Below are 20,432 nucleotides of genomic sequence, written 5' to 3'. Positions count from 1 at the left end.
CGGGCTGGCAGAGCCGATGGGTATTTGTCAGTGAGGAGAACTCAGCTGATGGAGGTCAGCCGGGCCGCGATGACCTTGGGTGCGGTCATCGCCACGACGGCGCTGGTGACGCCTTCCCGGCCGATACCGCTGCGGTGGAAGCCGCCGAACGGCATGGCGTCGATGCGGAAGTCGGACGTGTCGTTGATCATTACCGCGCCGGCTCGTAGCAGGCGGGCCGTACGCAGGGCCGAGGTGGTGTCGCGGGTGAAGACCCCGGCCTGCAGACCGGTGGCCGCGCGGTTGGCCTGGGTCACGGCGTCGTCGAGATCGGCCACGGGCAGCACGCTGACCACGGGGCCGAAGATCTCGTCGGTGATGATGGGATCATCGGGGGCGAGGTCGGTGAGGATGGTCGGCTGGTAGGTGGCTTCCTGACGGACCGCTCCCGCGCGTACGACCGCGCCGCGGGCGACGGCCTCCTCGACCCGGCGCTCCACACGTCGCGCGGCCGCCGTGTCGATCAGCGGGCCGATGTCGGTGCTCTCGTCGTGCTTGCTGCCGACGCTCAGGTGAGCGGTCGTCTGGGTCAGGTGGCTGAGCAGTTCGTCGTAGTGCTCGGCGACCACGTAGACCCGCTGCACCGACAGGCAGTTCTGCCCCGCGCACCCGAACGCCCCTTCGGCTATGGCCCGCGCGGCTGCCGCCAGGTCCACGCCATGGTCGACGATGACCGGGTTGGATCCGCCCAGCTCCATCAGCAGGGTCCGGGCGCCGGCCAGCCGGGCCACCTCGTCGGCGGTGCGGATCCCGCCGGTGAAGGAGACGACGTCGATGCCGGGATGCGACACCAGCTCCCGCCCGGCGGCCGGGCCGCCCGGCAGCACGGCGATCCGGTCACCGGGAACGCCGGCCTCAAGGAGCAACTCGGCGAGGGCGAGCGCGGACAGCGGCGTCGCCTCGTGCGGCTTGACCGCGATGACGTTGCCGGCCAGCAGTGCCGGGCCGACCTTGTGCGCCACGAGGTTCAGCGGGTCGTTGAACGGGGTGATGGCGGCGACGACCCCGAGCGGTTCCCTGCTGCTCCACCCGAGCCGGTCCGCGCCGCGGGAGGTGTCCTCGAACGGCACGCTGGTGCCCTGCAGGGCGTGTCCCGCACCGGCGGAAAGCTGCAAGGTCTCCGCTGCCCGGGCCACCTCCCGGCGGGCATCTCTGATGGTCTTGCATCCCTCGGAGCTCACGATGGCGGTGAACCGCCCGGCGTGCTGCCTCAGCAGTTCGGCGGCGCGGTGCAGGGCCTCCCGGCGTTGCCACAGCGGCCAGTCGGTACGGTCGGCGGTGCCGGCCCGAAAGGTGTCCACCAGCGCGTCGACGGCCTCGCGTACCTCCGCGGCGGTGCTGTCGGCGACCTCGCCGAGGAACTCGCCGGTTTCGGGGTCGGTGATGGTGGTGTGCCGTTCCGTTTCCCGCCAGCGTCCACCGGCGTACGCGTTGCCGGGCAAGGTCCAGCGAGTGGCCGCCGTGGCGGCGCGTCCGGTCATGAGGCTCATACGGGGAGCTCCTCAACTGTCAGCCGGCTCCGGGTCTCCGCCGAGCGGTGACAGCGGACCTGGTGGCCGTCTCCGATGTCGACGAGATCGGGTTGCTCGGTGCGGCATTGGTCGGTGGCCAGCGGACAGCGGGTGTTGAAGCGGCAGCCGGAAGGCGGGGAGACGGGGCTGGGTGGTTCGCCCTTCAGCTGATCCGCCGCACCGGCGTTGACGCGGTGTCCACGACCGGAATGCAGCAGTGCCAGGGTGTAGGGGTGCAGGGCGTCGGTGAAGATGCCTTCGTGCGTGGCCGTCTCCACGACCTGCCCGAGATACAGAACCGCCACCCGGTCGGCGAGGAACTTGACCACCTTCAGGTCGTGAGAGATGAACAGCATGCTCAGCCCCCGCGAGCGACGCAGATCGACCAGCAGGTTCAGGATGGTCGCCTGCACCGAGGCGTCCAGGGCCGACACCGGCTCGTCGCAGACGAGCAGTTTGGGTTCCAGCAGGAGAGCTCTGGCGATGACCACCCGCTGCAGCTGCCCACCGGAGCAGTCGCCCGGCCGGCGCTCCAGGAAACTGTCGTCCAGGCCCACCTCCGCCAGCGCGGTGGCGACTCGCCGCAGGCGCTCCGGCGGCGTACCGATGCGGTGTTGTTGCAGGGGTGCGAGCAGCGATTCCCGCAGCGTCATGCGCGGGTCCAGCGCGGAGTGCGGGTCCTGGAAGACCAGCTGCGCCGACCGGCGCAGCTGCCGCAGTCGGGCGCCGCGCAGCTTGCCGACCCTCAGCCGATCGACGTCGATCAGTCCGGCGTCGGCTGGTACGAGGCCGAGCAAGAGCCGAGCCAGGGTGCTCTTGCCCGAGCCGGACTCACCGACCAGCCCCAGCACCTCACCCTCCCGGATGCGCAGGGACACGTCGTCGACGGAGTGCACGTGCGGCCGGCGGCCGAAACCCGTCCGCGACAACGGATAGTGCTTGCTGACATGGTCGAGGACGGCGATGGCGGAGTTCGGGGCGAGGTCGTTCATGCCGGAACCTGTCGTCGGGTGTCGATGGTGACCCAGCAGCGCGAGTTGCGATGGGTGCCGCAGCAGGTGAGGTCGGGTTCCTCGCTGTCACAGTGGGAGCTCAGTTTCGCGTCGCCGTCCGCGACGGCGCAGCGTGGGCGGAATCGGCAGCCGTTACCGGCGGCGCGTGCCGAGGTGGCGTTGCCGGGGATGACGTGCAGATGACCGGTGTCGTCGGTCTGCAGCGTGGAGCAGCGCAACAAGGCCTGGGTATATGGGTGCTCGGCGGCGGTGATGACCTCGTCGGCCGGTCCGTCCTCGACGATGCGGCCCGCGTACATGACGGCGATGCGGTCGGCGATGGAGGCGACGGTGGTGACGTCGTGGGAGATGAACAGGACCGACATTCCGGTCTCGGCCTGCAATGCGGCGATGAGACGGAGAATCTGCGCTTGGACGGTGACGTCCAGGGCGGTGGTGGGTTCGTCGGCGATGAGGACATCCGGATGGGTGGCCAGCGCCATGGCGATCATGACGCGCTGGGCCATGCCGCCGGACATCTGGTGCGGATGGTCACCGGCGCGGCGTTCGGGATCGGGGATCCCGACGTCGGCGAGCAACTCCACGACCCGGCGGCGGGCGGCCTGCCGGCTCATGCCGAGATGGCGGCGCAGTGGCTCGGCGACCTGGCTGCCGATCGTCGCGGTCGGGTCGAGCATGCGCTTGGGCTGCTGGTAGAGCATGGAGATGCGCTGGCCGCGGATGCCGTCCAACGCCCGTGAGGAGGCGGCGAGCAGGTCCAGGTCGCCCAGCCGCAGCGCCTCGGCGTGCATGTGCAACCCGGTCGGCAGCATGCGCAGCATCGAGTGGGCGGCCATGCTCTTGCCCGACCCTGATTCACCGACCAGGGCCAGCACCTCGCCGGGGTCCAGGGTCAGGCTGACGCGGTCAAGGATGGGCGGGGCTTGTCCAGGCCGACCGGCGTGAACGGTCAGGTCACGGACCTCCAGGCGTGCGCTCATGGCTGCTCCCGGGGTTGCGGTGGGGCTTTGTGGTCGTCTCCGTGGCGGTAGCCGTCGGCGTGTTCGTGAAAGATCTGTTCATGCGCCAGCGGATCCTGGTGGTGATGCGGCTGTGGTCGAAGGTGGTGTTTGTGCGGCTTGCCCGATGTCGCCGCCTGAAGTTCGCCGACCTCGGCGAAGTGCCGGTCCAGAAGTGCCAGGGCGGCGGACTTGTCACCGCTGGCGATGACGTGCAGCAGTTGCTCGTGCTCGGCCGGCAGCTCGGAACGATCGCTGTAGCTGTCGACGATCAACCGGAAGCACAGCTGCATCTCGTTGGAGATGAGTCCGTACAGCCGATCCAGCCGGGTGCTGCCGGCACCGCTGACCAGCCGGCGGTGAAAGGCGAGGTCCAGGGCGGCCAGTGCGCTCCTGTCCGGGCCGCCGGCGGCGTCCTTCATCCGCGCGACGATCACTTCGAGGTCGGCGACCAGGCCCGCGGAGACCCCTCGGGCGGTGACCCGGCGCAGCGCCTCCCGTTCGATCGCTTGGCGGGCGACGAAGATGTCCTCCAGGTCCTCAATGGTCAAGGTGGGGACGAAGACCCCGTGACGGGGGTAGCTGACCAGCAGACCTTCCTGTACCAGGCGCTGCATCGCCTCGCGCAACGGGCCGCGGGAGACCTCGAAGGAGGCCGCGAGCTCGACTTCGTTCATCTGGGTTCCGGGCGGGAACTCCCCGCTGAGGATGCGGTTACGCAGCAGCCCGGTGACCACCTCCGTCAGCGTGCGCTTCGAGGTCTTGGCCGCCGGGGCCGGGGTCTGAGCGCTCATGGGTGTGCTTCTCCGGGTTTGTGTGCCGTTTCCGCCACTCACAGTCCGCAGGCGCAGGAGGGCGTGAGCGTTTCCAGTCTGATCGCCGCGCGGGTGCAGCGGCGCTCCGCACGTCATGAGGGCCCGCCTGTCCGGGCCCGGCGCGTCTCCAGGCCGCGGCCGGCGAGTGTGACGCTGAGGGCGGCCAAGAAGATCGCGGCACCGGGCGCCAGGACCAGCATCGGCAGGCGGTCGAGGTACGGGGTGGCCTCGGACAGCATCGAACCCCAGTCGGAGGACGGCGGCTGGACGCCGAGTCCGAGGAAGGACAGGGCGCCGACGGTGATGAGCTTGTGGCCGAAGCGCAGTGCCGTATGGGCCAGCAACGGGGGCATGGCGTTGGGAAGCAGGTGGCGGCGGATGATGAACCACCCCGAGCAGCCCAGGGCCTGAGCCGCTTCGATGAAGTCGCGGCCGTTGAGTTCCAGGGCGACACCACGGGCCAGCCGGCAGAACGGGGTCCACCCGCCGATGGTCAGGGCGAGCAGCAGTGTCAGGTCACCGGTGCCGAGGACCGCGACGAGGAAGAGCGCGACCACCATCTCGGGGAAGGCCAGCAGGATGTCGGTGACGCGCATGACGAGGGTGTCGAGCAGGCCGCCCCGCCGTGCGGCGAGGAACCCCACGAGAGTGCCGGTGACGGCGCAGATCACCAGCGTGACCGAGGCGACGGCGAGAGAGAACCGGCCCCCGTCCAGCAGCCTGCTGAGCACGTCACGGCCCAGGTGGTCGGTGCCCAGCAGGTGGGCCGCGGAGATGCCTTCCAGACGGGCGGCGAGGTTCTGCTGAGCCGGCGGATAGGGCGACAGCCACGGTGCCAGCAGCAGGAGCAGGGCGATCACACCGAACATGATGGACCCGGCCAGCAACGCCGGTGGCCAGCTTCCGCGCCTGCGGGGGGCCGGGGCGGTGGTGGCTCCGGCCGGTGACGGCGGATGCTCAGCACCGGAATTGTCGCGACGGGTGTTGTCGCCGAAGACGTCAAGCACGGACACGGCTCGTCCTCGCAGTCGGGTTGATGACGGTGTAAAGCACATCGGTGAGGGTGGTGATGATCACGGCGAGGCCGACGACCGCCACGACCCCACCCTGGATGAGCGGGACGTCGTTGTTGATGACCGCGTCGTACATCTGCCGCCCCACCCCGGGCACAGCGAAGATCACCTCGACGACGACGGACCCACCGAGCAGGCCGGCCAGCCAGACCGCGAACAGGGTCAGGACCGGCAGAACGGAATTGCGCAGCCCGTGACGCAGCATGGTCTGGGCGAAGCTCAGCCCGCGACCGCGGGCGGCGGTGATGTAGGGCGCCTCGATTACCTCGACCATCGACGAGCGGGCGACCTGGGTGAAGTAGCTCATCGGCCGCAGCGCCAGGGTCAGGCAGGGAAGCACCAGCGACGACGGCCCCTGCCAGCCGGAGGAGGGCAGCACGCCGAGCTGCAGGGCGAACACCAGCACCAGGACCGGGGCGAGCCAGTACTCCGGGACGGCCACGAATGCCTGCGTGATGCCGGTGATCGCCCCGTCGAGCTTGGTCCCACGCCGTATCGCGCAGAGGGCTCCCAGCGGAACCGCGACCAACAGGGCGAGCAGGAGCGCGAGAACGGCGATCGAGGCGGTGACCGACAACGCCCGCATCAGCTGAGGAAGAACCTCCGTGCCGTTGGTGAACGACCGGCCGAGATCACCCTGCAGTGCCGAGCCCAGCCAGGACAGGTACTGCTGGAGCAGCGGCCGGTCCAGCCCGTACTCGAGCCGGAGGCGGGCCAGCGTCGCCGGGTCCTGGACCAGGTCGCCCACCCGGGCGCGCAGGATCCGCGCGGCCGGATCCCCGGAGGTGACGTAGGGGATGAGGAACACCAGAAAAGAGGCGACCAGCAGGGTCGTCACGAGGACGGCGAACCGCCTCAGCATGTACAACACTCGGGATACCTCCGGGTCGTCACACGTTCTCGGATCGATCAGCGCACGGCGTCGAGTGCGCGGTAGAACGCCCCGGCGGCCGGCAGGAACCATGGCGGCCCGAAGTGACCGGGAACCGGCGGGAACGCCAGACCCTGCCACGGGTTGGCCGTGGAGTCGCCGCCGATGACCTCGGCCATGACCTTGCCCATGTGGGTGGCCATCTGGACCCCGTGGCCGCTGTAGCCGACGGAGTAGTGCATCCCGTCGCGTACGCCGGCGTGGACCATCTGATCCATCGTCATGTCGACCAGCCCGCCCCAGCAGTAGTCCAGCCGGACGTCCCGCAGCCGCGGGAACACCTCAGTGATGGCCTTGCGCAGGATCTCCCCGCTTTTGAGGTCCGACTGGGCGTCCGACAGGGCGAACCGGGCCCGCCCGCCGAACAGCAACCGGTTGTCCGGTGTGGGACGGAAGTAGTACAGCAGGTTCTTGGTGTCCGACGCCATCCGCCGGTGTGGCATGAGCTGGGCGACGAGGTCGTCCGGCAGGGGTTCGGTGACGACGATGAAACTGCCCACCGGCACGATGCGGCGGCGCAGCCACGGGGTCAGTTTCCCGGTGTAGCCGCTGGTGGCGATGAGCACGTCGGAGGCGGTCAGGGCGCCACGCGTGGTCTGGACCTGGTGCCCCCGGCCGCCGCGGCGGACGCCGGTTACCGCGGCGTTCTCCGCTATCAGGGCCCCGTGACCGACCGCGGCACGGGCCAGTCCCATGACCAGCTTCCCGACGTGGGCGCCCGCCCCGTTCGGGTCGACCTGCGCACCGTAGTAGCGGTCGCTACCCAGCTCGTCCCGCATGCGGCCGCGGGGGACCAACTGAACCGTGCGGCCGACGAGTTTCTCGATCACCCGCGCCGAACGCTCCAGAGCGGCGTAGTGCGCCGGTTTGGCGGCCAGGGTGAGCTTGCCGGAGCGCTCGAAGTGGCAGTCGATCTGCTCCTCGGTGACGATCTTCTCGACGGTGTCGATCGCGTTGTCGTAGGCGGTGAACATCATGGCCGCCCGCTCGGGGCCGTAGCGCTTGACCGCGGCGGGGAGGGAGATGGCCAGGCCGGTCGTGGCCATGCCGCCGTTGCGACCGGAGGCCCCCCAGCCCACGGTGTGGGACTCCAGCACGGCGACACTGGCACCGCTGCGAGCGAGATGCAGCGCGGCGGACAGCCCGGTCAACCCGGCACCGATGACCGCGACATCGACGTTCTCAGGGAGCTCGGTGCGGCGGAAGTCGCCGGCCGGCTCGGCGGTGTCGAGCCAGTAGCTGGTCAGCTTCACGACTTCCTCCTCTTCATCGGCATCCTCCTCGCGGCCTTCACAGACCCAGCACGGCGGGGACGCCGGACAGGTCGGCGGTTTCGGCGTACTGGTAGAAGGGCGTGGAGGGGTCGTAGCCGCGGTTGACGTAGATCTTGTGCGGGATCCGCAGCTCGTGGGCGGGGATCAGGTCGTACCAGATGTGCGAGGAGACGTGGACGATCTCGTCGCGTTCGCAGCCCAGCTGGTCGAGCATGTACTCGAAGGCCTGGTAGCGCGGTTTGTACGCCCTGGCCTGCTCGGCGGTGAACACCTTGTGAAAGGGGGCGCCGAGCTGGTCGACGTTGTGCCGCACCTGCTCGTCGACGGCGTTGGAGAAGATCACCAGAGGGTAGGCGTCGGCGAGCTTGGCCAGGCTCGGGGGAACGTCCGCGTGGGGACCCCAGGTCGGTACGCAGGCCACGATGGCCTCGCCGTCGGAGGGGCGGTAGCCGATGCCCCAGCGTTCGCAGGTGCGCTTGAAGGAGTCCTTGAGCACATCGGGGTAGAGCTTGAACTCGCCGAGCACCTCGTCCATCCGGTACGCGCGGTAGTCCTTGAGGAAGACCGGCATGTCCTCCTCGGAGATCCGGTCGGCGACCAGCGGCTTGACGGTGAGGTTGAGGTCGAAGCTGGTCAGCGTCCCGTAGCAATCGAAAGTGAGGTATTTGGGGCGCACACTGGTCAGGTCCACGAGCAGTTCCTCCGGTGGTGGTATGTCCGGTGGGGGCAGGAGCGTCGGTGGTCGGTCCGGTGAGGGCCGGAGCCCGTCGGTGCGACTGGGCAGGCGGCGAAGCGGCGAGATATCACGCCCGGTGCGAGCCGTCCGAGGCGGGCAGCCAGCGTGGTGTCTGGAACGCTAAGGACCCGATTCTCTGTTGTCAACAATTTCGAGTTGCCCACGTGTAACGAGTACGTTTCCCAGCCTTTCTTTGATCTTCATAAGCCGGTTGAACGAGTATTTCCAGGTCGTGGGGCTGACTTTCGTTGCCGGTGTTTTCCTTCAGGCCAGCGGAAGATTGTTGACAACAGTTGACCGCCGCTGGCCGTTGTGCACAAGATGTGATGACGCGGCAGGCGCCACTCGGCAGCCGGCCGACTCTCTCCCGGCCCCGCGACTCCCTCCCCGCCGGCACGAACGGACTCCCCATGCGAGCTTCCACGACCCCAGACGATCACGGACACGGCCATGGCCACGGTCACGGCCACCCCCACGACGACGCGCCCGCCACCGTCAACGACCACGGGCACGACCACTCCGATCACGCCCACGATGACCACGCGGCCGATCACCACGCGACCGGTCACCACGCGGCCGAGGCGTCGGCCACCACCGGTCACGGGCATGGGCACGGTCACGGGCACGGCCATGGGCACGGCCACGACGAGGGCCACGACCACGGGAACGGCCTGTGGGCGCGGATCAAGCACACGGTGGTCCCCCACGCCCACGACGCCAACGAAGCGATCCAGACCGCCGAGGAGTCGGCCAACCACGGGATCCGCACGGCCTGGATCGGGCTGGCCGGGATGATGGCCACCGCGATCGGGCAGATGGTCATCGTCGCGATGTCCGGGTCGATCGCCCTGCTGGCCGACACCATCCACAACCTGGGACACGCGGCGACCACGATCCCGCTGATCATCGCCTTCCGGCTGGGCCGGCGCGCGGCGACGAAGAAGTACTCCTACGGTTACCGGCGCGCCGAGGACCTGGTCGGGTTGTTCATCTCCCTGGTCATCGTCGCCTCGATCGGGCTGATCATCTGGGAGTCGATCGACGCGCTGCTCAACCCGCACCCGCCGACCAACCTGTGGTGGGTCTTCGCCGCCGGGGTCGTCGGCTTCCTCGGAAACGAGGTGGTGGCCGTGTACCGCATCCGGGCCGGCCGTCGCATCGGATCCGCGGCGCTGATCGCCGAGGGCCAGCACGCCCGCGCCGACGGCTACACCTCCATCGCCGTCGTCGCCGGCGTGATCGGCGTGTGGCTCGGGTTCGACCGGGCCGACGCCATCGTCGGCCTGCTGATCGCCCTGGCGATCACCGGCATCCTGATCAACTCCCTGGTCATCATCGTCCGCCGTCTCATGGACGGTGTGGAGCCGGCGACGATCGACCGGATGCGCACCACGATCGCCGGCGTCGTCGGCGTCGAGACCGTCGGCGGCGTGCGCGCCCGCTGGTCCGGTCACCGCATGGAGGGAGACGCCGAGATCGGCGTCGACGCCCGGCTGAGCATCATCGAGGCCCACCGCGTGGCCGAGGACGTGCAGCACTCCCTGATGCACGCGGTCGGCAACCTCGACCGGGTCACCGTCCACGTCCACCCCGCCTTCGACGGCGTGGTGCCCGACGACCTCCACGAGTTGTCCGACCACCACGCCTCGAAGGAGGCCCGTGAGGCGTACCGGGCCAAGCTCGCCGCTCAGAGCGCGCGGTGACACCCGTGAACGGCTCGACGGGGTGGTCGATCCACCCGCTGAGTGAGCGCACCCTGCCCGGCGCGCAGTCGGTGATGCGGCGCAGCATCGCCGAGGACTTCGGCGACGCCTACGACCCGCTGATCCACGCCGACGTCGACGACCCGCTGACCCACTACGCCCCCGGAGCCGGCCCCTTCCTCCTGGTGGTGACCGACGACAGCACGGATGAGGTCCTGGCCACGGGCGGGATCCGCAGCGGACGGCTGAAGCCCGGCCTCACCCCGCAACACGTGGTCGACCGGTACGAGGACGGCCGGCACGGCCAGCTCGTACGCGTCTACGTCCGCAAGGAAGCCCGCCGCCGCGGCATCGCCAGAGCCCTGGTCCACGCGGTTCTCGAGCGTGCGGACCGGGAGGGGCACTACGAGGCCATCGCTCTGCACACCTACCAGCACTCCCCGGGCGCCGTCGCCTTCTGGGAGTCCTTCGGCGCCCTGCTCATCCACGACGACTCGAACGGAGCCACCGGCGCGGTCTTCTACGACCTGCCGCGCTCCTCGCGGTGACTGCCGCGCAGTCCCCATGCCATCCCCACCACACTGGCGAGACAGGAGAACACCATGTCCAAGCGTCGTGACGTCTTCATCTTCGTTGCCGAGCCCACCAAGGTCGACCAGGCCCGCAACAGCCTCATCGACTGGCTGCGCGGCCTGGAGGGCCACCCCGGATACCTCGGGGGCTCGGTTCTGCGCGAGTGCGCGGGGGAGCTCATCTCGAACACGCTGGTGATGACGCTGGAGTTCGAGAGCACCGAGGCCGCCCGAGCCCTGTGGCCGAAGATCGAGAACACGATCAACCCGCTCTACCCCGATGACAAGTCCGACAAGTCGATGGACCAGGGTGCCGCGTTCTTCACCGGCGCGGACGACGCCGTGGCGCCGGAGGACCTGAAGTTCACTCGCGGCAACGGCCTGGTGGCCCGGATGCTGCACATCCACGCCGAGGTCGTCGAGGACGTCGTGGCCGCCGCCTGACCCGCGCCGTTCTCGCCACCACCGGCACTCCCCCCGACGTGATGAGGAGCCTTTCTTGACCAGCACCAGCCTGTGGCATCCGCAGACCGCGATGTCCACCATCGAGGAAACCCGCACCGTCATCGCGTCGGGGCAGGGAGCCTGGGTACGTACCGAGGACGGCCAGGACCTGCTCGACCTGCCGGCCGGCCTGTGGCACGCCAACGTCGGACACGGCCGAGCCCGCATCGCCGACGCCGTTCGTGAGCAGCTGACCGACCTGGAGACCTACCACCTGTTCCAGGGCATGGCCAACCGCCCCGCCATCCGGCTCGCCGAGCGCCTCGCCGCGCTGAGTCCCATCCCCGACGCGAAGGTCTTCCTCACCAGCGGCGGCTCCGACTCCGTCGACACCGCCTGCAAGCTCGCGCGCCGGCACTGGCAGGTGGCCGGGCGGCCCGGTAAGCGGATCATCGTCTCCCGCGAGCACGCCTACCACGGCCTGCACGGGTTCGGTACCAGCATCACGGGCATCCAGAGCAACCGCGACGGGTACGGCAGCGACTCGCTGATCCCCGAGACCGCCCGCGTGCCGTGGGACGACCTGGCCGCCACCGAGGCGGAGCTCCTCCGGCTCGGCCCCGACAACATCGCCGCCCTCATCGCCGAACCGATCATCGGCACCGGAGGAGTGCTGCTGCCCGCGCCCGGCTACCTCACCGGGCTGGCCGAGCTGTGCCGCCGCCTGGACATCCTGCTCATCGCCGACGAGGTCATCACCGGCTTCGGACGGGTCGGGCAGTGGTTCGCCTGCCAGCGTTTCGGCATCGAGCCGGACCTCCTCACCATGGCCAAGGGCATCACCTCCGGCTACCTGCCGCTGGGCGGCGTGCTGGTGGCCCGGCGCGTCTGGGAGCCCTTCTTCGCCGAAACCTCCGACGCCCCGACCTTCCGCCACGGCCTGACGTACTCGGGCCACGCCGCGGCCTGCGTCGCCGCCGAGGCGAACCTGAGCATCCTTGAGGAGGAAGGTCTGCTGGAGCGCGTCCTGGACCTCGAACCCGTCCTGGCTCAGGCCCTCGCCCCGCTGGCCGACCACGGAGCCGTCGTGGACGTGCGGGCCGGGGTCGGCCTGCTCGCGGCCGTCCAGCTCGCCCCCGACGTCGACGCCCGCCCCGTGCTGCGCGCCGCGCGGGAGCAGGGCGTCCTGACCCGGCTGCTGGCCGACAACTCCCTGCACGTCAGTCCCCCGTTCGTCATCACCGCCGAGGAGATCTCCCGTGCCGCTGACGTCCTCGAGTCCGCTCTCGACCGTGCCCGTGCCCTCGAATCCGCCTGAGCCCACGCCGGCGTCGGCGGACCTCGCCCGGCATCGCGAACTCACGGAGACCGCGGCCGCGTCGCTGCCCAGTGGCTTCCTGAGCGCCGAGTGGACGGCGCCGCGCTCCGGGCGGACCTTCGCCGTCGCCGATCCCGCGCTCGGCCGGCCGGTCGCCGCCGTCGCCGACTGCGAACCGGATGACGCCCTGCTCGCGCTCACCGCGGCGAGCGAGGCGTTCCCCGCCTGGGCGGCCACCCCGACCCGGCGGCGAGCTGACATTCTGCACCGGCTCTACCAGGCGATGCTCGCCGACGAGGACCGCCTGGCGGCCCTCATCACCCTGGAGGTCGGCAAGACCCTCGCCGAGTCCCGCGGCGAGGTCCGCTACGCCGCCGAGTACATCCGCTGGTACGCCGAGGAGGCGGTCCGCAGCTCCGGCCGGAGCACCCCGACCCCCGACGGCGGCTGGCACATCGTCACCGTCCCGCGCCCGGTCGGCCCCTGCCTGCTCATCACCCCGTGGAACGTGCCGCTGGCGATGGCCACCCGCAAGGTCGCGCCCGCCCTGGCCGCCGGCTGCACGGTCGTGCTGAAACCGGCGGAGCTCACCCCGCTGACCTCGCTGGCCTTCGCGCGACTCGCCCAGGACGCGGGGGTCCCGGCAGGAGTCCTCACCGTGGTCACCACCACGGATCCAGGGGCGGTCTGCGGTGCCCTCATCGCCGACCCGCGACTGCGGAAGGTGTCCTTCACCGGGTCCACCCCCGTCGGGAAGCTGCTGCTGCGACAGGCCGGCGCGCACGTGCTGCGTACGTCGATGGAACTCGGCGGCAACGCCCCGTTCCTGGTCTTCGACGACGCCGACCTCGACCTCGCGGTCCGTGAGGCGGTCATCGCCAAGATGCGCCTGGGGGGTCAGTCGTGCGTGGCGGCCAACCGGTTCCTCGTCCAGGAACCGGTGGCCGACGAGTTCGCGGCCCGTCTTACCGAGGCCCTCACCGCGATCAGGGTCGGGCTGGGCACCTCGGACGTCGACCTCGGTCCGCTCATCGATGACCGTGCGGTGGCCAAGGCCGACCGGCTGGTCGACGACGCCATCTCTAAGGGGGCGACTGTTCTGGGGCGTTCCGGCGTACCCGACGGACCCGGCAGCTGGTTCGCCCCGGTGGTGCTCGACCATCTCAGCGCCGACGCTCTCCTGCAGCAGGAGGAGGTCTTCGCCCCGGTCGCGGGCATCCGCCGGTTCCGGACGGAGGACGAGGGGGTGGCGCTGGCCAACGACACTCCGTTCGGGCTCGCGGCATACCTGGTGGCGCGCGACAGCGACCGGATCGCGCGAGTCGCGGGCCGGTTGGACAGCGGCATGGTCGGCATCAACCGGGGACTGCTGTCCCACGTGGCCGCGCCGTTCGGCGGGATCAAGGAGTCCGGGCTCGGCCGGGAGGGCGGCGCCGAAGGGCTCACCGAGTACCAGAACCTCAAGTACCTCGCCGCTCCGGCGCTGGCCTCATGAGGACGGTCGGAACCGCTCGAAGAAGGGCGGCGGTCATCGGGGCCGGAGCGGTGGGGAGCATGGCCGCCTGGCAGCTGGCCGAGCGCGGCCTGGACGTGCATGCCTTCGATCGCTGGGGCGTCCCGCACCACCGCGGGGCCTCCGGCGGGCAGAGCCGCCGGTTCGCGGTCATCAGCATGGGAGACCCGGACCTGCCGCCGCTGGTTCTCCGGGCCGAGCGGCTGTGGCGCCGGCTGGAGGAGGCGACCGGACGACGTCTGCTTGAGCAGACCGGAGGACTGATCCTCGGTCCCGCGGACCGCACCTCCGTCCGGCAGGCCGTGGCCAGCTGCGAGAAGTGGGGGCTGGCCCACCGCATTTTCGACGCGCGGGATCTGCGGCACCGCTTCCCCCAGCACGCCGTCGACGACGAGGACATCGCCGTCCATGACTCCGCGACCGGCTTTCTCCGTCCTGAGCCGGCCATCCTCGCCGCGATCGAACAGGCCACGACGCTCGGGGCGACGGTGCACCATGACACCGAGATCCTCGACATCGACGTGAGGTCCGACACGGTCGAGCTGACCTACCGTGGCACGGGAGGAAGCGCTCGCAGCGAGACGTTCGACGCGGTGGTCCTGGCCCCCGGCGCCTGGGCGGCCACGCTGCTGCCGGATGGGCTGCGGGAGGCGATCGGGGTGACCGGGCTGACCGCCCGCCGGCTGGCGCAGACCTGGTTCGTACCGGACGACCCGTCGCTGTACAGCGCCGAACGCTTTCCGGTCTTCGAACGGGCCGGCCTGCCGGGCGGCGCCTCCGTCTACGGCTTTCCCAGCCTGGACGGCGCCACGGTCAAGATCGGCGTGAAGACCCGCCCACACCCAGAGGTGGCCGACCCGGCGCGCCTGGATCCCCACCTCACCGCCGAGCACATGGCGGAGGTCCGCGAGGTCGTCGGGCGCTGGCTGCCCCGGCTCAACCCGCGTCCTGTGCAGACCTCGGTGCACGTGGAGTCGTACACGGGGGACGGCCGGCCCGTCGTCGGGCTGCTCCCGGGCGCCGCGCACGTCGCGGTCGCCGTCGGATTCTCCGGCGGCGGATTCAAGTACGCGCCGGCGGTCGGCGAGGCTCTGGGCGATCTCCTCGCTGACGGTGTCACCGAGGCCAATATCCGGCAATTCGCACCCGGCCGCTCCGCGACGGTGTGAGCGGATCGCCACCGCGCTTGACCCTCAGTGAGGGGTACGGCCGGACCGCACCCCTCACGCGCGGCCGCCGCCCCTCACACGAAGCCGCGCCCCTCACGCACGGTCAGCTGCAGCTGTACCCCGACGGCGTCTGGGTGTTCCCGTTGGGCCGGCTCGCTTGGAAGCCGAACGTGGTGCTGCCGCCGGGCGCCAGGGTGCCGTTGTGCGACAGGTTCCTGGCCGTCACGGTCTGCCCGCTGACCGTGAGGGTCGCGTTCCAGGAGCCCGTGACGGTGTGACCGGCGGGCAGCGTGAAGGTGACCGTCCAGCCGTTCTTGGCGGCGGTGCCGGTGTTGGTCACGGTCACGGGCTGCACGACGTAGCCGTTGCTCCAGGCGTTCTGTACGGTCCCGACGGCCGAGCAGCCGCCGCCCCCGCCGCCGGTCGAGGTGGTCACGCTGACCGTGTTCGACACCGGTGACTGGTTGTTCGCGCCGTCCCGGGCCCGTACCTGGTAGCGGTAGGTCGTGGCGGCGCTCAGGCCGCTGTCGGCGTACGAGGTGGTGGTGCTGGTGCCGACCTGGGCGAAGGCGCCGGTACCTGTCGCCCGCAGGATGTCGTACCCGGCCAGCCCGCTGCCGCCTGAGTCGGTGGAGGCGGTCCACGACAGGCTCGTGCCGCTCGACGTGGTGCCCGAGGCCGTCAGGCCGGACGGCGCGGTCGGCGGCGTCGTGTCGGTGCCGCCTCCCGAGGTGGTGTACGAGAACGCGTTGACGGCCAACCCCGTCCCGCCGACCCAGGGCTCGAACCCGGCCTGCACGCTGGTGAGATACCACGACCGCTGGGCGTACCCGCGGCTGATCGCGTCGGCGAGGAAGGTGTCGATGGCGAAGTCCAGCGAGGACGTGGCCGAGGTGCGGACGTAGGAGATCACGTTCCAGCCGGTGTTGCCGAACCAGACCTGCCAGGTGCCGCCCGCCAGGCTCACCGTGCCGACGGGCGAGCCGACCGGCTGGATGGAGCCCTGCTTGTTGAGCCAGACCATGATCTCGGCCCCGGTGTTCTGCCCGTCGGTGCGCGGGGTCGGATCGAACCAGATGTCATAGGCCGCGTCCCAGACGCCCGCGCTCGGGTAGCTCATCCTGACGCTGGTGCGCAGGTTGCCGAAGCCGCTCGCGTCGGCCCGCATGGGCAGGCCGCTGCCGGTCGTACAGAGGGTGTAGTGGCAGCCCGCGAAGATCGACGGGTAGGAGGCGGGGGCGCCGTTGGTCGGCTTGTTGTGCGCCGCCTGGGTGATCGTGAAGCCGGCGGCGGCCTGGTCGACGTCGATGCACTGCGCCGTGTCGGCTCCCCAGATGTTGTTCTGGACGATGTACTTGTTGCCCTGGATGCTGGTGGAATCTATCTTCCCGCAGATCACCGGGGCGGCCTGGGCCGGAACGGCGAACAGTCCCGCGGCGAGGATCGAGCCGATCGCCGCGATGATCAGGTTGATGTGCACGCGCCTCATGGCATGTTGCTCCCGCTTCTCTGACAAGGAGTATTGGGAGCGCTCCCACAACGCAGCATCATGGCCGACGCGGTCTCCCGGCAAGCGCCCGCCCGTGCCACCGCCCGCAGTGAGGCGAGCGACCAGGCAAACCCTGACCGGGACGGGGTGAAAGTTTCATGCCGCGTTGTCGGCCGGGTCGGCGCGTGGTTCAATCCGTCTAGCTGCCGGGCGGGCAGGTCGTGGGCGGGATCTCTGTCGCACGAACAAGGGAATCCCCATGAGATTCATCCGGTCGGTGGCCTTCGCCGCCGCGCTGGTGGCGACATTACTCGCCTCCGCCCTGGTGGCTCCCCAGGCGCAGGCGCATGGCGTCACGATGTTCCCCGGTGCCCGTACCTACCTGTGCTGGAAGGACGGTCTGCGGGACAACGGGCAGATCATCCCCTACAACCCGGCCTGTGCGGCGGCCGTCGCGCAGAGCGGCGCCACACCGCTGTACAACTGGTTCGCCGTGCTGCGCTCCGACGCCGGCGGCCGTACCAGCGGCTTCATCCCCGACGGGCAGCTCTGCAGCGGCGGCACCGGCGGCCCGTACGACTTCACCGCCTACAACGCCGTCCGCTCCGACTGGCCGCAGACCCACCTGACCTCGGGCGCGAGCATCCAGATGTGGCACAGCAACTGGGCCCAGCACCCCGGCACGTTCGTCTACTACATCACCAAGAACGGCTGGAACCCGAACGCCCCGCTCAAGTGGTCCGACCTGGAGTCGTTCGGCAGCGTCACCAACCCGCCGGCCACCGGTGGGCCCGGCGCGCTCAACTACTACTACTGGAACGTCCAGCTCCCGTCCGGCAAGAGCGGGCGGCACATGATCTACGTCGACTGGATCCGCTCCGACAGCGCCGAGAACTTCTTCAGCTGCTCCGACGTCGTCTTCGACGGCGGCCACGGCGAGGTCACCGGCGTCGGACCCAACGGCGGCAGCACGCCCGACCCCACTGTCACACCGACTCCCCCAACACCCGGCGCCTGCTCCGCCACCTGGCACGCGACCGACAACCCCGGCTGGCCAGGACACTTCCAGGCCGACGTGACGGTCAAGAACAACGGCACCACCGCGCTGAACGGCTGGACGGTCAAGTGGACCTTCAGCGGCGGGCAGGGCCTCGACGGATCGCCATGGAACGGCGTGCTGAGCGCGCAGCCGCCCAACGTCTCGGTCAAGAACGCCACCTACAACGGGCAGCTCGCGCCGAACGCGACCACCTCGTTCGGGTTCAACGCCACGGGCACCGCCCCCAGCCCCGCACCCACGCTGACCTGCACCAGCCCGTAGGTCATGCGCATTCCGGAAGAGGTGAGGACCAGAAGGGCCGCGGCGATCGCCGTCGTGGCCCTGATCCCCGTCGCCGGTGCGGCGCTGTTCATGGGCCTGCACCAGGCGGGGCGATCGGACCTGCGCGACCAGCTCGCCGCCCAGGTCACGGACATCCTTGAGAGATCCACGCCGGCCGAGCACCACGACCACGGGCACGAGTTCGGCGAGCAGGCCGGCCGGGTCGTGTGCGCGGTCGACCCGTTCGGCTTCGACCCGCCGACCGCGACCACGATGACCCAGGTGAAGTGGGTCTATGCCCGCCACATGTGCGCCATCACCGGGCCGGGCGCCGGGTGGGCCGTCTCGGTGCGCGCCTCGGGCCCGATCGCCGTCCGGCTCGGCGATCCACCTCTGGTACGGGTGCCCACGCCGGGCGCCGGTTACCCCGAGCGGGTCCGGCAGGTGATACCCCAGCGGTATCAGGAGGAGGCGTTCGGCGAGTTCGCCGACGAGGACGCGATCGAGGCGGCCCGCCAGAGGTTCGCCCTGGTGACGGCCCGATGACCTGGCGGCGCCCGATGAGCGGCGCTCGGCCGAGTGGTGCTCGAAGCGAGCGGCGCTCGACCCGAGGGGCGCCGCCTGGCATGCGGACGCGGCCGGCAGGAGGGGGAGGTCTCGCGGCCGGCCGCGTCCACGCCATCCGGGCGGGATGGTGACATGGAACGGTTGCACCAGTGACGGTTGTCGGCACCACCTCCTCATCGACCGGCCGGATCGACCGGCCGGGCTCGTCAATCTGCCGGATCGACCGATCCGGCCGCTTCGTGGCGTTGACCGGCCGGTGTGGCGCAGTCGCCGCACCGGCCGGTCTCGGGGTTCAGTTCGCGCAGGTGTAGCCGGACGGCACGGTGGTCTGGCCGTTCGGCCGGCTGGCCTGGAAGCCGAAGGCGGTGCTCGCGTTCGGCCCGAGCGCGCCGTTGTAGCTCAGATTCCTGGCCGTCACGGTCTGCCCGCTCACCGTCACCGCGGCGTTCCAGGAGCCGGTGAGCACGTGCCCGGCGGGCAGCGTGAACGTCACCGTCCAGCTGGTCTTGGCCGCGCCGCTGGTGTTGGTCACGGTCACGGGCTGAACGACGTACCCGCTGCTCCACTGGCTCTGTACGGTCGCGACGGCCGTGCAGCCCCCGCCGCCACCACCGCTGAGGGTGGTGAAGGTGACCTGGCCCGACTGCCCCGAGAGGTTGCCCGCCGCGTCCCTGGCCTTCACGTAGACCTGGTAGGCGGTCGCGGGGGTCAGCCCGCTCAGCGTGATCGAGTTGGTCGCCGACTGGCCGAGCAGCGTGCTCGGCGCCCGGTAGACGTCATATCCGGTCACGCGGACGTTGTCGGTGGAGGCGGTCCAGCTCAGCGTGGCCCCCGTCGAGGTGACGCCGGAGGCGGCCGGGGTGCCGGGCACGCTGGGCGGGGTCGGGTCGGGGGGGCCGCCGCCGTACACCGACGCCTCGCGCGAGGTGGCGGCGATGCCGTTGGCGCCGTTGAAGAGCCGCTGACCCCATGAGGTGAGCTGGTTGACGTCGAAGTTGGTGACCTGGTCGAGGTACTCGACGCCGCCGCCGTTGCCGCTCCACGACCAGCCCAGGTAGCCGAGGCCCCGGCTCACGGACTGGGCCATGATCGTGTCCTCGTCCGGGTCGCCGTCTGAGTGGTTGAAGCCGAACTCGCCGATCACCAGCGGCAGCCCGGCGGTCCTGAACGCCTCCAGGTAGGTGGTGATCTCCGCGGCCGTGTCGTACACGCCGTACATGTGCACCGAGAAGATCGTGTTCTTGGCGGGGTCGGCGTCGAAGACGGTCCGCGCGGTGTTGCGCATGACGTTCTGCCAGTCCTGGCCCCAGTTGGGCGCGTCCACCATGAGCGCGTGCTCGAAGCCGTTGGCGCGCAGCTTCTTGACCGCGTTGGCGGTGGCGGTGGTCCAGTCAGGGGTGACGGCGTTGTTGCCGACCGGCTCGTTGCCGATGTTGACGATGACGTAGTTCTCCTGGCCGGCCAGGGCGCTCTTGACGCTGATCCAGTAGTCGGCCGCCTGGTCGAGGGTGTAGGCGCCGCTCTGCTCGCCGTACCCGGTGGTGTCGTGGTTCTCCAGGACGCAGATCAGCCGGTTGGCCTTGCAGCGGGAGACGACGTCGGCCACGTCGGAGACGCTGTTGGCGGTCCAGCGCCCGCCGCTGAGCACGACTCGGACGGTGTTGGCGCCCAGGGACTTGATGTCGGCGAACGCCTTGGTCTGGGTGGGGTACCAGGTGTGCGCGTGGCTGGTGCCGCGCATGACGAACTCCTGGCCGTTCGCTTCGAGGATCTTCGTACCGCTCACATGAAGGCCGGCGGCGGCGTGCGCGGGGGCCGAGAGGAAGAGCAGCGGGAGTAACAGCGCGGCGAGCACCGCGAGTCGGGTTCTCATGGGCGGCCTTTCGATGGTGACCCGCCCCGCCGACGTGGCAGGACGCGGCGGGGCGGGGCGATCATGCGGGACG

General features: G+C 70.2%; 18 protein-coding genes. 8 read left to right on the top strand and 10 right to left on the bottom strand.

Annotated features, from left to right (window positions below; genetic code table 11):
• Positions 1-41: 41 nt before the first annotated feature.
• The 8 genes from AB0C30_RS03025 to AB0C30_RS02990 all read right to left on the bottom strand — a co-directional run bounded on the left by AB0C30_RS03025 (position 42) and on the right by AB0C30_RS02990 (position 8,345).
• On the bottom strand, positions 42-1,529 hold the full coding sequence (locus AB0C30_RS03025) for an aldehyde dehydrogenase family protein (RefSeq protein WP_357938947.1): 1,488 nt from the start codon (positions 1,527-1,529) through the stop codon (positions 42-44).
• Positions 1,526-2,542: an ABC transporter ATP-binding protein gene (locus tag AB0C30_RS03020; protein WP_357938945.1), complete on the bottom strand. Its 1,017-nt coding sequence runs from the start codon at positions 2,540-2,542 to the stop codon at positions 1,526-1,528. The genes AB0C30_RS03025 and AB0C30_RS03020 overlap by 4 nt, the downstream gene beginning before the upstream one ends.
• Positions 2,539-3,543, bottom strand: a complete 1,005-nt coding sequence (locus AB0C30_RS03015) for an ABC transporter ATP-binding protein (protein WP_357938943.1) — start codon at positions 3,541-3,543, stop codon at positions 2,539-2,541. Before AB0C30_RS03015 ends, AB0C30_RS03020 begins: the two co-directional genes overlap by 4 nt.
• Positions 3,540-4,355, bottom strand: a complete 816-nt coding sequence (locus tag AB0C30_RS03010) for a GntR family transcriptional regulator (RefSeq protein ID WP_357938941.1) — start codon at positions 4,353-4,355, stop codon at positions 3,540-3,542. The genes AB0C30_RS03015 and AB0C30_RS03010 overlap by 4 nt, the downstream gene beginning before the upstream one ends.
• A gap of 113 nt (positions 4,356-4,468) precedes the next feature.
• Positions 4,469-5,389, bottom strand: coding sequence for an ABC transporter permease (locus AB0C30_RS03005; protein WP_357938939.1), 921 nt, complete (start codon positions 5,387-5,389; stop codon positions 4,469-4,471).
• Positions 5,376-6,311 carry an ABC transporter permease gene (locus AB0C30_RS03000; protein ID WP_357938937.1) on the bottom strand — a complete coding sequence of 312 codons (936 nt, stop codon included), beginning with the start codon at positions 6,309-6,311 and terminating at the stop codon, positions 5,376-5,378. Before AB0C30_RS03000 ends, AB0C30_RS03005 begins: the two co-directional genes overlap by 14 nt.
• 47 nt (positions 6,312-6,358) lie before the next feature.
• Positions 6,359-7,633, bottom strand: coding sequence for an FAD-binding oxidoreductase (locus AB0C30_RS02995; protein ID WP_357938935.1), 1,275 nt, complete (start codon positions 7,631-7,633; stop codon positions 6,359-6,361).
• 37 nt (positions 7,634-7,670) lie between these two features.
• Entirely contained in the window at positions 7,671-8,345 is a 675-nt protein-coding gene (locus AB0C30_RS02990) for a haloacid dehalogenase type II (RefSeq protein ID WP_357938933.1), read from the bottom strand.
• Between the two features lie 455 nt (positions 8,346-8,800).
• On the opposite strand from AB0C30_RS02990, the gene AB0C30_RS02985 reads away from it, so the two are divergent.
• From AB0C30_RS02985 to solA, 6 genes are read left to right on the top strand one after another with little or no spacing between them, the layout of a single operon-like run.
• A complete protein-coding gene (locus AB0C30_RS02985) occupies positions 8,801-10,093 on the top strand; it encodes a cation diffusion facilitator family transporter (RefSeq protein ID WP_357938931.1) in 1,293 nt (430 codons plus the stop codon).
• Positions 10,094-10,098: 5 nt separating this feature from the next.
• A complete protein-coding gene (locus tag AB0C30_RS02980) occupies positions 10,099-10,641 on the top strand; it encodes a GNAT family N-acetyltransferase (RefSeq protein WP_357938929.1) in 543 nt (180 codons plus the stop codon).
• A 54-nt stretch (positions 10,642-10,695) separates the two neighbouring features.
• A complete protein-coding gene (locus tag AB0C30_RS02975) occupies positions 10,696-11,109 on the top strand; it encodes a hypothetical protein (RefSeq protein ID WP_357938927.1) in 414 nt (137 codons plus the stop codon).
• A 55-nt stretch (positions 11,110-11,164) separates the two neighbouring features.
• Positions 11,165-12,427 (top strand): aspartate aminotransferase family protein, encoded by a 1,263-nt coding sequence (locus tag AB0C30_RS02970; protein ID WP_357938925.1) that lies wholly within the window; start codon positions 11,165-11,167, stop codon positions 12,425-12,427.
• Complete coding sequence (locus AB0C30_RS02965) at positions 12,369-13,922, top strand: NAD-dependent succinate-semialdehyde dehydrogenase (protein ID WP_357938923.1); 1,554 nt, start codon at positions 12,369-12,371, stop codon at positions 13,920-13,922. Before AB0C30_RS02970 ends, AB0C30_RS02965 begins: the two co-directional genes overlap by 59 nt.
• On the top strand, positions 13,919-15,109 hold the full coding sequence (gene solA / locus AB0C30_RS02960; RefSeq protein WP_357938921.1) for an N-methyl-L-tryptophan oxidase: 1,191 nt from the start codon (positions 13,919-13,921) through the stop codon (positions 15,107-15,109). Before AB0C30_RS02965 ends, solA begins: the two co-directional genes overlap by 4 nt.
• A 103-nt stretch (positions 15,110-15,212) precedes the next feature.
• Here solA and AB0C30_RS02955 read toward each other — a convergent pair whose 3' ends face one another.
• On the bottom strand, positions 15,213-16,598 hold the full coding sequence (locus AB0C30_RS02955; protein WP_357938918.1) for a cellulose binding domain-containing protein: 1,386 nt from the start codon (positions 16,596-16,598) through the stop codon (positions 15,213-15,215).
• A 259-nt stretch (positions 16,599-16,857) separates the two neighbouring features.
• Between AB0C30_RS02955 and AB0C30_RS02950 the strand changes: the two genes are divergently transcribed.
• Together AB0C30_RS02950 and AB0C30_RS02945 are read left to right on the top strand one after the other, a co-directional pair.
• The gene (locus AB0C30_RS02950) at positions 16,858-17,919 is read left to right on the top strand and encodes a lytic polysaccharide monooxygenase (RefSeq protein ID WP_357938916.1); all 1,062 of its coding nucleotides are present in this window, start codon (positions 16,858-16,860) and stop codon (positions 17,917-17,919) included.
• Between the two features lie 21 nt (positions 17,920-17,940).
• A complete protein-coding gene (locus tag AB0C30_RS02945) occupies positions 17,941-18,465 on the top strand; it encodes a hypothetical protein (RefSeq protein ID WP_357938914.1) in 525 nt (174 codons plus the stop codon).
• Positions 18,466-18,778: 313 nt separating this feature from the next.
• Here the strand turns inward: AB0C30_RS02945 and AB0C30_RS02940 are convergent, their stop codons facing one another.
• Positions 18,779-20,359 (bottom strand): cellulase family glycosylhydrolase, encoded by a 1,581-nt coding sequence (locus AB0C30_RS02940; RefSeq protein ID WP_357938912.1) that lies wholly within the window; start codon positions 20,357-20,359, stop codon positions 18,779-18,781.
• Positions 20,360-20,432 lie beyond the last annotated feature (73 nt).

Source organism: Nonomuraea sp. NPDC048901, from assembly GCF_040649695.1.
GTDB lineage: Bacteria > Actinomycetota > Actinomycetes > Streptosporangiales > Streptosporangiaceae > Nonomuraea.
Note: the sequence above shows the minus strand (reverse complement) of the source record. Positions and strands in the feature narration are given on the sequence as shown.